Below are 14083 nucleotides of genomic sequence, written 5' to 3' on the forward strand. Positions count from 1 at the left end.
CAGTTTACGCGCGGTGCAGGGTTGCACGGTGCGCAAACCACATCGGCGCCGCTGCGGCAATGAGTGAACGCATTTGAGAATCACTCGCATTGGTGGGAGAATGCGCGCACGGAACGGGCTGCAGGTGCCTGCAGCCCGTTCCGCCTCCCCCCTCGTCGTTGCCTCAAGCCCTTTGCCAGAGGCCCCGTAGCCCTGCCAGAAGGTCCTGATCATGTCTCCTGCCGTTGTCCTTTCGCCGCGCCCGCTGGCGCTTGCCGTTGCCGCCCTGCTGGCGGGCAGCGCCCTGACCGCCCAGGCCGAAACCGACGCCACCGATATCGACACGGTGCACGTCACCGCCTCGCAGATCGCGCGCCAGGCACTGGGTACCTCGACCATCACCGCCGAGGACATCGCCCGGCGCCCGCCGGCCAACGACATCGCCGAGCTGCTGCGCACCATGCCGGGCGTCAACCTGACCGGCAACAGCGCTTCCGGCCAGTACGGCAACAACCGCCAGATCGATCTGCGTGGCATGGGGCCGGAAAACACCCTGATCCTGGTCGATGGCAAACGCATCGGCGCACGTGACGCCGTGCGCATGGGCCGCAGCGGCGAGCGTAATACCCGCGGTGACACCAACTGGGTGCCAGCGGAAATGATCGAGCGCATCGAAGTGCTGCGCGGACCGGCAGCGGCACGCTATGGCTCGGGTGCTTCTGGCGGCGTGGTCAACATCATCACCAAGCGCCCGACCGGCGACCTGACCGGTGCGGTCGACCTGTATGGCCTGGTGCCCGAGCACAGCGCCGAAGGCGGCAGCGAGCGCGTCGGCCTGCAGCTGAGCGGGCCGATGACCGACACCCTGTCGTTCCGCCTGTACGGCAATCTCAACAAGACCGACGCCGATTCGCTGGAACTCAACCGTGACTTCGCGACCAATCCGAACGCGGTGCCGCCGGCCGGCCGCGAGGGCGTCAAGAACCGCGACATCAACGCGCTGCTGCGCTGGGACGTGACCGCCAACCAGGTGGTCGAGTTCGAAGCCGGCACCAGCCGCCAGGGCAACATCTATGCAGGTGACCGCGCGGTCAGCACCACCGGCACCTCGACACCGATCGATCTGGGGGCCTTGGCCGAGCAGCAGGCCGAGACCAACCGCATGTACCGCAACACCGGCGCGATCACCCATCGCGGCCGCTGGGGTGATGTGACCTCGCGGGTAACGGCGGCAGTGGAGGCGGTGAACAACTCGCGCATCAACGAAGGCCTGGCCGGTGGCCCGGAGGGCAGCTTCAACGGCACCGACTGGTCGACCTCGCGCCTGCGCAACTACCAGCTGGATGGCGAAGTGAGTTTCCCGACCACGCTGGGCGGTGCCGAGAACATCTGGACGCTGGGCTTCGAGTACCTCGACAGCCGGCTGACCGACCCGTACTCGATGAGCCAGTCCAGCAGCAGTGGCGGCGGCATTCCTGGGCTGTCGGCCGATCGCGCGCGCGGCAAGTCCGACGCGCAGACCACCGCCGTGTTCGTGGAAGACAACATCTACCTGGGTGAGCGCTGGATCGTGACCCCGGGCCTGCGCTTCGACCACCACAGCCAGTTCGGCAACAACACCAGCCCCAGCCTCAATGCGCAGTTCCGCATCAACAGCGACTGGGTGGTGAAGGGGGGTATCGCCCGTGCATTCAAGGCACCGAACCTGTACCAGTCGAATCCGGACTATCTGTATTACACCCGTGGCAATGGCTGCCCGAATGCACTGCCGAGCCTGGGCGCCGGCTGCTACATGCGCGGCAACGCGGACCTGAAGGCGGAAACCAGCCTGAACAAGGAACTGGGCATCGAGTGGGCACCGCAGAGCGGCTGGCAGGCGTCGTTGACCTACTTCCACAACGACTACAAGGACAAGATCCAGGCCGGCTACACCCAGATCGGGCTGACCGCCGACACCAAGGGCCGCATCTTCCGCTGGGAGAACGCACCCAAGGCGATCGTGCAGGGGCTTGAAGGCAACCTGGTGATCCCGCTGCTGGGCGAGCAGGGCAGCCGCCTGAAGTGGAGCAACAACTTCACCTACATGGTCGAGAACGAGAACAAGACCACGCGCCAGCCGCTGTCGGTGATCCCGAAGTACACCATCAACACCATGCTGGACTGGCAGGCCACCGACAAGCTGTCGCTGCTGCTGACCGGCACGTTCTATGGCAAGCAGAAGCCGGCCACCACCAACATCAACAACGACCCGCGCTGCACCGGCACCTGCGACCCGTCGATCGCACTGCAGGATCGCGGTGCGTACAACATCTGGGGCGTGAGCGCACGCTACAAGGTGACCGAGACGGTCAGCTTCGGCTTTGGCGTCAACAACCTGGCCGACAAGCGCCTGTTCCGCGAGGCCAATAGCAGCGATGCCGGTGCGGCGACCTACAACGAGCCGGGTCGCGCGTACTGGGCCAGCCTGCGCTTCGGGTTCTGACCCCAGGCCGGCGTCGTTCCACGGGGCTCGCCAGGCATGCCTGGCGGCTCCGGACCGGTACGCCTGCAATGTTATAAACACCGTAATAGTCTCCCCCGCCAGCACGGCGTAGCCTGCACCGCATCGCAAAGGAGCTGTTGCCATGGGCCACGACCACGATCACCTGCCATCCGAGATCCGCCACGAGAAACCCTTGTGGTGGGCGCTCGGCCTGACCTCCACCTTCCTCGTCGTCGAGGTGGTGGGCGCGTTCTGGACCAACAGCCTGGCGCTGCTGTCCGACGCGGCGCACATGGCCACCGATGCGCTGGCGCTGATGATCGCGCTGGTCGCGGTACGGCTGAGCCGTCGCCCGCCCGACGCGCGCCGCACCTACGGCTATGCGCGCCTGGAAGCGCTGGGCGCGATGATCAACGGTGCGATGCTGTTCGTGGTCGCCGGGTACATCCTGTGGGAGGCCATTGGGCGTTTCCGCGAGCCGCAGGAGATTGCCTCGTCGGGCATGCTGGTGATCGCCGCGGCGGGCCTGGTCATCAACCTGATCTCGATGCGCCTGCTGCAGGCCGGCAGCGGCGAGAGCCTCAACGTGAAGGGCGCCTACCTGGAAGTGTGGGCGGACATGCTTGGCTCGGTGGCGGTGATTGCTGGTGCGCTGTTGATCAAGTGGACCGGCTGGAAGCCGATCGATCCCATCCTGGCGGTGCTGATCGGCCTGTGGGTGCTGCCGCGCACCTATGTGTTGATGCGTGAGGCGATCAACGTGCTGCTGGAAGGCGTGCCCAAGGGCATGGACGTGGCCAGGGTACGTGACAGCCTGTCCGGCCACGCTGCGGTACTGGATGTGCATGACCTGCACGTGTGGGCGCTTGCTTCCAGCACCCCAGCGCTCACCGCGCACATCGTGATGCGCGACGGCACCGATGCCGATGCGCTGCGCCGTGAACTGGGCGGGCGCCTGCACGATGACTTCGGCATCGAGCACGTGACACTGCAGATCGAAGCGGACCACTGCGGCGAAGCCTGTGGTGAGCCGGTGCCGGCCAAGGGCGGCGAGCACGAGGGCCATGAGGGCCATGACCACGGTGAGGACGCGCAGGGCCATCGCGGTCACGTGCATCGCTGATCGAAGGTGACGCGCGTGCCGGGCGATGCCCGCCGCAGCTATTCGTCCCGTCGCGAGGCCAGCCGATCCGCCAGCCGGGTCGGCTCCGGCAGCCGGTAACCGCGCAGGGTGCGCTGCACCCAGGCCAGCGCGGTATCGGCACTGACCCGATGGCCGCCGGCCACGAACAGCGGCTTGCAGCGCACCTTGCTGCGCAGCACCCAGCCCAGTTGTTCATCGCCATCCAACAGCGGCGTATGTGCACCGGCCTCGGCGCCCGGCTCGACGAACCGGCCCACCAGCTTCGACTTGGCCACGCCGATGCTCGGCAGGTCGGTGACCACGCCCAGATGCGCGGCCACGCCCAGCCGGCGCGGATGGCTGATGCCGTGGCCATCGACGAACACCAGATCCGGCGCCTGCGGCAGCAGCGCCAGTGCCGCCAGCAGCGCCGGCAGCTCGCGGAAACTGAGCAGGCCGGGGATGTAGGGCATCACCGTAGGAATCCGCGCGATCTCCTGCGCCACGGGCTGCAGCGTCTTCGCATCCAGCAGCACCGCCGCGGCGCGGGTGATGGCGCCGTTGTCTTCAAAGCCGACATCCAGCCCGGCCAGCCAGCGCATGTCGCGGGGCAAGCGGTCCTGGCGCTCCACGCGGCCGGCAAGCTGGATCTGCTGCGCGCGGGCAGTGGCGACGCTGCCTTCCCAGCGTCCGGGATCGATCACCGTATTCATTGGCCGCAGCATCGCATGCGCGGCGCCACGGCCCGGTGAGTGGCGCCCGGGGCTACAATGGCGGCCTGCCTTTCCTCGCGTTGGAGACCCTGCAGTGACCCGTAAACTCGTACTGTTGCGCCATGGCCAGAGCCAGTGGAACCTGGACAACCGCTTCACCGGCTGGGTCGATGTCGACCTGACCGAACAGGGGCGCCGGGAAGCGGCCGCCGCCGGTCGCCTGATGCGCGAGGAAGGCCTGCAGTTCGACGTCGCCCACACTTCCGTGCTCAAGCGCGCCATCCACACCCTGCAGGGTGCGCTGGCCGAGCTGGAGCAGGACTGGCTGCCGGTGAACAAGTCCTGGCGGCTCAATGAGCGCCACTACGGCGGCCTGCAGGGCCTGGACAAGGCCGAGACCGCCGCCAAGCATGGCGAGGACCAGGTCAAGGTGTGGCGTCGTTCGTACGACATCCCGCCGCCGGCCATGGATCTGGACGATCCGGGCCACCCGATCCACGACCGCCGCTACGCCGGCCTGGACCGCAACGCGCTGCCGGGCACCGAATCGCTGGCCACGACCCTGGACCGCGTGCTGCCGTACTGGCACGACGCCATTGCGCCGCAGCTGAAGGACGGCAAGACCGTGCTGGTCACCGCCCACGGCAACTCGCTGCGCGCGCTGTACAAGTACCTCAACAATGTCTCGCGCGAGGAAATCCTCGAGCTGAACATCCCGACCGGCATCCCGCTGCTGTTCGAACTGAACGACGACCTGACGGTGAAGTCGTTCCGCTACCTGGGCGACCCGGAAGCAGCACGCAAGGCTGCTGAGGCCGTGGCCAACCAGGGCAAGGCGAAATAAAGAAGCAGAAGGCCGGCGCAAGCCGGCCTTCGCTTTCTGTAGAGTCGAGCCATGCTCGACTGCTCTCCGTTGCGGGTTCATGCCCCCTGCGGCAGGAGGCCAACCGCAGTCGAGCATGGCTCGACTCTACAAGAAGCTCGCCCCTGTGACCTTTGGCCGGTCCCTGTCGTGGGCGTCCCCGGCTACCCTGTGGAATTACCCGCAGGAGAGCCACATGAACGTCCGCAACCTGGTCCCGCTGGGCCTGACCATCGCCATTGCTGCCTCGCTGGCGGCCTGTGGCAAGAATGAAACCGCACCGGCCGCCAGCACCGACGCCAAGCCGGCCTTCGACCAGTCGCAGATCAAGACGCCGCTGATCTCGCTCAACAGCGCCGATCTGGACCCGTCGATCTCGGCCTGTACCGACCTCAATGGCTTCGTCAACAGCAAGTGGCTGAAGGCCAATCCGGTGCCGGGCGACCAGACCACCTGGGGCAGCTTCGAGATCCTGCGCGAGCGTTCGTTGGAAGTGCAGCACGCGCTGGTCCAGCAGGCCGCCGCCAGCCAGGCCAAGGCCGGCTCGGTGGAAGCCAAGATCGGTGACATCTGGAAGACCGGCAACGATGAGGCCAAGATCGAAGCGGCCGGCCTGGCACCGCTGCAGCCCCAGCTGGACAAGATCACCGCGCTGAACGACACCGCCGCCATCACCCAGTACCTGCGCGACAGCCAGGCCGAGGGCAAAGGCGTGCTGTTCTCGCTGTTTGCCAATGCCGACTACAAGGATTCGGCCAACGTCATCGCCTACGTCGGCCAGGGCGGCCTCGGCCTGCCGGAGAAGGGCTACTACTTCGACGACGCGCAGGCCAAGATCCGCGATGCCTACGTGGCCTACATCGCGCAGGTGCTGACCCTGTCCGGCGTGGACGCCGCACAGGCCGCCGAGCAGGCCAAGGCCGTGATGGCCTTCGAAACCCGCTTGGCCAAGGCCTCGATGTCGCGCATCGAAATGCGTGACCCGGCCAAGCGCTACAACCCGCTCAGCGCCGCCGACGCCGACAAGCTGACCCCGAACTTCAGCTGGACCGCGCTGTTCGACACCCTGAAGGTGCCGGCCGCGCAGAAGTTCTCGCTGGCGCAGCCGGGTTTCTTCGGTGAAATGGACAAGATGCTGGCCGACGTGCCGGCCAGCACCTGGCAGGCCTACCTGCGCTTCCACACCATCGATGACGCCTCGCCGTACCTGAGCAGCCAGTTCGAGAAGGCCAACTTCGATTTCTATGGCACCACCCTGCGTGGCCAGAAGGAAATGCAGCCGCGCTGGAAGCGCGTGCTGGAGTCGGTCAACGGCGGCATGGGTGAAGCGCTGGGCCAGCTGTACGTCGACGCCGTGTTCCCGGCCGAGTCGAAGGTGGCCATGCAGCACCTGGTGGAGAACCTGTCGCAGGCGCTGAAGGCGCGCCTGGAGCAGCTGCCGTGGATGGGCGAAGAAACCAAGAAGAAGGCACTGGAGAAGTGGGCCAGCTTTACCCCGAAGATCGGTTACCCGGACAAGTGGCGTGAGTGGACCGGCCTGCAGACCAACGGCGACAGCTACCTGGGCAACATGCAGGCGGCGCGTGCGTTCAACTACCGCTACATGCTGGACAAGATCGGCAAGCCGGTGGACAAGACCGAGTGGGGCATGACCCCGCAGACCGTCAATGCGTACTACAACGCCACCAAGAACGAGATCGTGTTCCCGGCCGCCATCCTGCAGGCGCCGTTCTTCGACGCCAAGGCCGATCCGGCGTTGAACTACGGCGGCATCGGTGCGGTCATCGGCCACGAGATGATGCACGGCTACGACGACTCGGGCAGCCAGTTCGCCGCCAATGGCAACTTCGACAACTGGTGGACCGACGCCGACCGCAAGGCCTTCACCGAGCGTACCGACCAGTTGGTCGCACAGTTCGATGGCTATGAGTCGGTGCCGGGCGTGTTCGTGAAGGGCAAGCTGACCCTGGGCGAAAACATCGGCGACCTGGGTGGTCTGACCGTGGCCTACGACGCGCTGCAGATGGCGCTGAAGGAAGACCCGAAGGCCAATGTCGAGGTTGATGGCCACAGCCAGGACCAGCGTTTCTTCATGAACTGGGCCACCGTGTGGCGCCGCAACTTCACCGATGGTGAACTGCGCGTGCGCCTGAACACCGACCCGCACGCGCCGGCCAACTTCCGTGCCAACGGCGCGCCGTCGAACATGCCGTCCTATGCCGCTGCATTCCAGTGCAAGGCCGGCGACGCGATGGTGCGTGCCGACGACAAGCGCGTGGTGATCTGGTGATCGATCGCACGTGATGCGTGATGCGAAAGGCCCGGCGAACGCCGGGCCTTTTGTTTGTCCGCTCGAAAGCGCCGGGCCGTGCCTGGTGGCTCTCAGGCCAGCGCAGGCTCCTGCGCCAGCATGCGATGGAAGCGCTGCAGCACGTAGGGATCGATCAGTCCACCGGACTGCTCGTCGATGATGCGCAACGCAGTCTCGCGTTCCATTGCCGCGCGGTAGGGGCGCACGCTGGTCATTGCATCGTAGGCATCGACAACGGTGACGATACGTGAGCCCAGCGGAATGCTCTCGCCACGCAGGCCGTCGGGGTAGCCGCTGCCATCGAAGGCCTCGTGATGAGCGCGGATCAGCCGCGCCACAGGCATGGCGTCGCTGCGGCCGGTGGCGAGGAAGATGTGTTCGCCGCGTACCGGATGCTCGCGCATGATCGCGCGTTCCTCGTCGGTATGCCGGCGCGGTGCCAGCAGTACATCATCGGGAATGCCGATCTTGCCGATGTCATGGAAGCGCGCGGCCAGGCCGATCTGCGAACAGGCATCGTCGTCCAGGTCGCAGTGCGTGGCCAGGCGCTGCGCGAGCAGGCCAACGCGGTCGCAGTGGTGGCGGGTGTAGGCGTCGCGCATCTGCAACGACATCGAGAGGGCATCGATCAGGCAGGCCTGCGCGTGCAGCAGGTCGGGGGCGGGTACGGCGTCAGGGAACATGGTCATCCGCCCGCACCGGGTGGGGACCGGTGCGGGGTGTTCGGGGGGGGGCGATCAACCCGGGGCGAGGGTGGTCAGAAGGGCGCGGGCCGCATTGAAGCGGTCTTCCGGCAACGGCAGCGGGTGCTTGATGCGCAGCTTGTCGGGCCCTTCCATGGCGTAGAGGTTCGGTTGTTTCTGGATCAGCTGGATCACCGCCATCGGATCGATGTTCGGCTTGGACTCGAACACGATGCGGCCACCGTTCTCGCCCAGGTCCAGCTTGCGGATGCCCAGCGTGTTGGCTTTCAGCTTCAGCTCGGCGATGGCGAACAGGTGCTTGGCCGCATCCGGCAGCAGGCCGAAGCGGTCGATCATCTCCACCTGCAGTTCGCGCAGCGCATCACTGTCGCGCGCGCTGGAAATGCGCTTGTACAGGGTCAGGCGGGTGTGCACGTCCGGCAGGTAGTCTTCCGGAATCAGCGCCGGCACATGCAGCTCGACTTCGGCACCGCGCACTTCCTCGCCGGCATCCAGGTCGGGCAGCTTGCCCTGCTTGATGCTGCGCACCGCGCGTTCCAGCAGTTCGGTGTACAGGCTGAAGCCGACCTCGGCCATCTGCCCGCTCTGGTCCTCGCCGAGCAGTTCACCGGCACCGCGGATCTCCAGATCGTGGGTGGCGAGGGTGAAGCCGGCGCCCAGTTCGTCCATCGAGGCGATCGCTTCCAGGCGCTTCTCGGCGTCGGGGGTGATCGCGCGGCGGTCAGGGGTGATCAGGTAGGCGTAGGCACGGTGGTGCGAACGGCCGACGCGGCCGCGCAGCTGGTGCAGCTGGGCCAGGCCGAAGCGGTCGGCACGGTTGATGATGATGGTGTTGGCGTTGGGAATGTCGATGCCCGATTCGATGATCGTGGTCGACAGCAGCACGTTGAAGCGCTGCTTCTGGAAATCCAGCATCACCTTTTCCAGCTCGCGCTCCGGCATCTGCCCGTGGGCGATGCCGATACGCGCCTCCGGCACCAGCTCGGACAGCTCGCGCTGCATGCGGCCGATGCTTTCCACGTCGTTGTGCAGGAAGTACAGCTGGCCACCGCGTGCCAGCTCGCGCTGGAAGGCTTCGCGCAGCAGCGCGTTGTCCCACTGGGTGATGAAGGTCTGCACCGCCAGCCGGTTCGGCGGCGGCGTGGCGATGATCGACAGGTCGCGCAGGCCGGCCATGGCCATGTTGAGCGTACGCGGGATCGGCGTGGCGGTCAGGGTCAGCAGGTGCACGTTGGCGCGCAGCGCCTTCAGCGCTTCCTTCTGGCGCACGCCGAAACGCTGCTCCTCGTCGACGATGACCATGCCCAGGTCCTTGAACTTCACGTCCGGCTGCAGCAGGCGGTGCGTGCCGACGATGACGTCGATGGTGCCTGCGGCCACCTTCTCCAGTTCGGCCTTGATCTCCTTGGTGCTCTTGAAGCGCGACAGCACTTCGACCTTCATCGGATAGTCGGCGAAGCGGTCGCGGAAGTTGCGGTAGTGCTGCTCGGCCAGCAGCGTGGTCGGCACCAGCACGGCCACCTGCTTGCCGGCACTGGCGGCGGCGAACGCCGCGCGCACCGCGACCTCGGTCTTGCCGAAGCCGACGTCGCCGCAGACCACACGGTCCATCGGCTGGCTGCTGGCGAGGTCGCGCAGGGTGGCATCGATGGCGGCCAACTGGTCCGGAGTTTCCTCGAACGGGAAGCCGGCCGCGAACGGTTCGTACATCGCGCGGTCCACCTGCAGTGCCAAACCCGCACGCGCCTGGCGGCGGGCCTGGATCTCCAGCAGCTCGGCAGCGACGTCGCGCACCTTCTCGGCGGCCTTGCGCTTGGCCTTGCTCCACTGCTCGCCACCCAGCGAATGCAGCGGCGCGGTTTCCGCCGAAGCACCGGAGTAGCGGCTGATCAGGTGCAGCTGGGCGACCGGAACGTACAGCCGGTCACCCTTGGCATATTCGATTTCGAGGAACTCGCCGGGCATGCCGCCGACGTCCATCGCGATCAGGCCACGGTAGCGGCCGACGCCATGGTCCTCATGCACGATCGGCGCACCCTCGGTCAGTTCGCCGAGGTCGCGGATGATCGCTTCCGGCTCGCGACCGGCACGGCGCGTGCGGCGGGTGCTGCCGGCGCGCTCGGGGAACAGCTGGCGCTCGGTCAGCACCGCAATGCGCGGATCGTCCAGCGCGAAGCCATCTTCCAGCGGCGCCACCGCGATCGCAAAGCGCGCATCGTCGGCGAGGAAGCTGGGCAGGTCGGCCACCACCGGCGGCTTCAGCTCGGCGGCCTGCAGCACTTCCAGCAGGGCCTCGCGACGCCCGGGCGAATCGGCGGCGATCAGCACCCGGCCCGGATAGTGGCCGAGGAAGGATTTCAGCGCGTCGCCAGCGGGGGCCTCGCGCGCGGCCACCGGCAGCGGCGGCAGCGGCTGGTCACCCAGCGCATGGGCATCGGCGATGCGCGCGTGGTCAGCCGACCACACCTCGATGCGCGGGGCATCGTTCAGGCGCTCGCGCAGCAGCTCCGGCGACAGGTACAGCGCCGACGGCGGCAGCAGCGGCCGTTCGACGTCGTGGCGGCGCTGTTCGTAGCGCTCACCGGTCTGCGCCCAGAACGCCTCGGCGGCTTCGCCGGCACCGGCACAGACCACCGGCAGGCTGCCGTCGGGCAGGTAGTCGAACAGGGTTGCGGTGCGTTCGAAGAACAGCGGCAGGTAGTACTCGACGCCGGCCGGGGCCAGTCCGGATTTCAGATCCTGGTACAGCGCGCTGCGCCGGGTGTCCACGTCGAAGCGCTCGCGCAGCGTGGCCAGCACGCGGGCGATGCTGGCCTCGTCCATCGGCACTTCGCGCCCCGGCAGCATGTGCACGGCTTCGACCTTGTCCAGCGAGCGCTGGCTTTCCGGGTCGAAGGCGCGGATCGAGTCGATGTCCTCGTCCAGCAGCTCCACCCGCAGCGGCTCTTCGGCGCCCATCGGGAACACGTCGAGCAGGCCGCCGCGCACCGCGAAGTCACCCGGGTCCATCACCTGCGGCACGTTGCGGTAGCCGGCGCTTTCCAGGCGGCGCTTCTCGGCCTCCAGATCCAGGCGCTGGCCGACCTTCAGGTCGAAGCTGCCACCGATCACATAGCTGCGCGGGGCCAACTGCTGCAGCAGGGTCTGCACCGGCACGATCACCAGGCCGCGCTTCAGCGTGGGCAGGCGGTGCAGGGCGGACAAACGCTGCGAGATGATGTCCGGATGCGGGCTGAAGCGGTCGTAGGGCAGGGTTTCCCAGTCCGGGAAGGCGACCACCGGCAGGGCCGGGTCGCCGCCGAGCAGGGTGTGCAGGTCGGCTTCGAGCTGGTTGGCACCGTGGTTGTCACGGGCGATCACCAGCAGCGGGGCGTCGTGCGCACGCGCGGCCTGGGCCAGGTACCAGGCCAGGGCGGTCGGCGAGGCGGGGGCGCGCCACCAGGCGCGGAGCTGGCCGGCGCGCGGCAGCGGCGGGGCGGGGTATGAGGTACGCGACATGGACCCCGGATTTTAGCAGAAGCCCGGTCGAAGCCTGGTGGGTCGAGCCGGCCGTTTGCCGGCAGCCTCACCTGCCGTTGGGGGAACGCAATGCCGGCCAGCGGCCGGCACTACCGGGAGGCGTGGCCGGGCAGGGCCCGGCGCATCCGTCAGTTGTCCAGCTCCAGCACCATCCGCACCAGGCCTTCGGCACCGGTCGGGTGCGGCACCGGCTTGAAGCCCAGCGAGGCGGCCAGCTGCTTCATCGGCTCGTTCTCGGCGGCAACGTCGCCGTACAGGCGGTCCAGGTACTTGCCGCGGCCCCACTTCACCAGCTTGCGCATCAGCTGCCGGCCCAGGCCCTGGCCGATCAGGAAGCGGCTGATCAGGATCGCGTACTCGGCTTCACGGGTACCGGGGATGATCGAGGCCCGGGCGACCGCGCCGACCACCGCTTCGCCAGCAGGCAGGGATTCGGCAGCGACCAGGGTGATCTCGGTCTTGGGATTCGGGTGGGTCAGGCGCTGGGTGGTTTCCGGCGAAAGCTCGGTCACCGCCTGCAGGAAACGATCACGGATTTCTTCCGGTCCGAACAGGCTGAACGCCGCTTGCAGCGGTGCGCCATCTTCCGGGCGGATGGGGCGGATCAGCAGCTCGTGGCCGCTGGGAGCCTTGAAGATCTCATGCCAGGGCGGCATGCGGTTGCGAGTGGCCATACCGGGTGATTCCTTGGTGGTCCATCGATTGTGGCATCACCGGGGCTGCATTCCGTGAACGAAAGGCTCACGGCGGTACAGCCTCGTGAAGGCCGTTATTCGGGTGCTTTGAGCCAATCCAGGCGGGTGCTGGCACCGGGTTCGCCCAGGTGCTGGCGCAGCGCCGGCAGGGCTGGGCCGACCACCCGGTCGAACTGCCAGGGCGGGTTGAGCAGCAGCATGCCGCTGCCGTTGAGGCGCAGCGGAGAGTCGTCCGGGCGCACCAGGAACTCGATCGTCATCGCCGATTTCACCGGCAGGGCGGTGGCCTTGCGCAGGAAATGCAGGATGGTGCGGCGCTGCTTGATCGGGAACCAGACCGCGCAGGTGGCCTGCGGCCAGCGCGCCAGGGTCTCGGCCAGGGCGGCCAGGACCGCCTGGTACTCGGCATCCTGGGCCTCGTAGGGCGGGTCGATCAGCACCAGGCCGCGGCCGATCTTGCTGCCGTTGAACTTCGGCGGCAGCAGCGAGCGCAGCAGCGCATAGCCATCGCCAGAGCGCACATCGACGCGGCTGTCATGGGCGAACAGGGCCTTCAACGTGGCCGTTTCGGCTTCCTGCAGCTCACACACCGCCATGCGGTCCTGCGCACGCATGGCCTGTGCGCTCAGCAGCGGCGAGCCCGGGTAGTTGGTCATCGCGCCGACCGGGTTGTCGGCCTGTACCGCCTTCAGGTAGCGCTCGACCACCTCCGGCAGCTTGGGCTGGGCCATCAGCCGCATGATTCCGGACTCGGCCTCCAGGGTCTTGCGGCTCTCTTCGCTGGCCAGCAGGTAGCGGCCGGCACCGCCGTGGGTGTCGAGCACGAAGAACGGGCTGTCCTTGCGCTTGAAGCTGTCGATCAGGGCCAGCTGCACGATGTGCTTGAGCACATCGGCGTGGTTGCCGGCATGGAAGGCGTGGCGATAGTTCATGGGCGGCAGTGTACGGGGCGGCGGCCGCAGCGGCTATGCTGCGCGCCATGACAGCTCCCGTTGCCCATGTCCTGGTAGTCGAGGACGAAGCCGCCATCGCCGAAACCGTGCTCTATGCGCTGCGCAGCGAGGGCTATGCCGCCAGCCACTGCCTGCTGGGCGGCGAGGCCCTGCAGCGGCTGCAGGCTGGGGATATCGACGTGGTGGTGCTGGACGTGGGCCTGCCCGACCTGGGCGGCTTCGAGGTCTGCCGGCGGCTGCGCGCGCAGCCCGGGCCAGCGGCGCAGCTGCCGGTGATTTTCCTGACCGCCCGCAACGACGAAGTGGATCGCGTGCTCGGCCTGGAGCTGGGCGCCGACGATTACATGACCAAGCCGTTCTCGCCGCGCGAGCTGGTGGCGCGGGTGCGTGCGCGCCTGCGCCGTGCGGCACCGGTCAACGCAGCGCCCGGCGACGATACGGGCTGGCAGGAGCATGGCGGTTTCGCCATCGACCGCGAAGGCCGGCGCATCCGCTTCCGCGGCCAGGCACTGGACCTGACCCGCTACGAGTACGCGCTGCTGGAAGCGCTGCTGCAGCGCCCGGGCGCCATCCTCAGTCGTGCCCAGCTGATGGACCGTGGCTGGGACAGCAGCGCCGACAGCGCCGACCGCACCGTTGATACGCATGTAAAGACGCTGCGCGCCAAGCTGCGCGCGGCCGGTGCCAGCGAAGACCCCATCCGCACCCACCGTGGCCTTGGCTACGCGCTGGAGGTCTAGCC

General features: G+C 67.5%; 10 protein-coding genes. 5 read left to right on the forward strand and 5 right to left on the reverse strand.

The window, feature by feature from the left end:
* Nucleotides 1-211: 211 nt before the first annotated feature.
* Both ACW5IY_RS06815 and ACW5IY_RS06820 read left to right on the forward strand, forming a co-directional pair.
* A complete protein-coding gene (locus tag ACW5IY_RS06815; protein WP_049433891.1) occupies nt 212-2461 on the forward strand; it encodes a TonB-dependent siderophore receptor in 2250 nt (749 codons plus the stop codon).
* 142 nt (nt 2462-2603) lie between these two features.
* Nucleotides 2604-3584, forward strand: coding sequence for a cation diffusion facilitator family transporter (locus ACW5IY_RS06820; protein WP_010483164.1), 981 nt, complete (start codon nt 2604-2606; stop codon nt 3582-3584).
* A 38-nt stretch (nt 3585-3622) separates the two neighbouring features.
* On the opposite strand, the gene nfi is transcribed toward ACW5IY_RS06820, so the two are convergent.
* The gene (gene nfi / locus ACW5IY_RS06825; protein WP_049433890.1) at nt 3623-4297 is read right to left on the reverse strand and encodes a deoxyribonuclease V; all 675 of its coding nucleotides are present in this window, start codon (nt 4295-4297) and stop codon (nt 3623-3625) included.
* A gap of 94 nt (nt 4298-4391) precedes the next feature.
* Here nfi and gpmA point away from each other — a divergent pair, with 94 nt between their 5' ends.
* Complete coding sequence (gene gpmA, locus ACW5IY_RS06830) at nt 4392-5141, forward strand: 2,3-diphosphoglycerate-dependent phosphoglycerate mutase (protein ID WP_049433889.1); 750 nt, start codon at nt 4392-4394, stop codon at nt 5139-5141.
* A gap of 214 nt (nt 5142-5355) precedes the next feature.
* Nucleotides 5356-7449, forward strand: a complete 2094-nt coding sequence (locus tag ACW5IY_RS06835) for a M13 family metallopeptidase (RefSeq protein WP_049433888.1) — start codon at nt 5356-5358, stop codon at nt 7447-7449.
* Nucleotides 7450-7541: 92 nt separating this feature from the next.
* On the opposite strand, the gene ACW5IY_RS06840 is transcribed toward ACW5IY_RS06835, so the two are convergent.
* The 4 genes from ACW5IY_RS06840 to ACW5IY_RS06855 form a co-directional block, all read right to left on the reverse strand.
* Nucleotides 7542-8159 (reverse strand): HD-GYP domain-containing protein, encoded by a 618-nt coding sequence (locus ACW5IY_RS06840; RefSeq protein WP_049433887.1) that lies wholly within the window; start codon nt 8157-8159, stop codon nt 7542-7544.
* Between the two features lie 48 nt (nt 8160-8207).
* Nucleotides 8208-11672: a transcription-repair coupling factor gene (gene mfd / locus ACW5IY_RS06845; protein WP_049433886.1), complete on the reverse strand. Its 3465-nt coding sequence runs from the start codon at nt 11670-11672 to the stop codon at nt 8208-8210.
* A gap of 149 nt (nt 11673-11821) precedes the next feature.
* Entirely contained in the window at nt 11822-12367 is a 546-nt protein-coding gene (locus ACW5IY_RS06850; protein WP_004150340.1) for a GNAT family N-acetyltransferase, read from the reverse strand.
* A gap of 95 nt (nt 12368-12462) precedes the next feature.
* The gene (locus ACW5IY_RS06855; protein WP_010483138.1) at nt 12463-13320 is read right to left on the reverse strand and encodes a 23S rRNA (adenine(2030)-N(6))-methyltransferase RlmJ; all 858 of its coding nucleotides are present in this window, start codon (nt 13318-13320) and stop codon (nt 12463-12465) included.
* Between the two features lie 35 nt (nt 13321-13355).
* Here ACW5IY_RS06855 and creB point away from each other — a divergent pair, with 35 nt between their 5' ends.
* Nucleotides 13356-14081 carry a two-component system response regulator CreB gene (creB, locus tag ACW5IY_RS06860; protein ID WP_100049899.1) on the forward strand — a complete coding sequence of 242 codons (726 nt, stop codon included), beginning with the start codon at nt 13356-13358 and terminating at the stop codon, nt 14079-14081.
* Nucleotides 14082-14083 lie beyond the last annotated feature (2 nt).

This window comes from Stenotrophomonas sp. C-A (assembly GCF_054030835.1).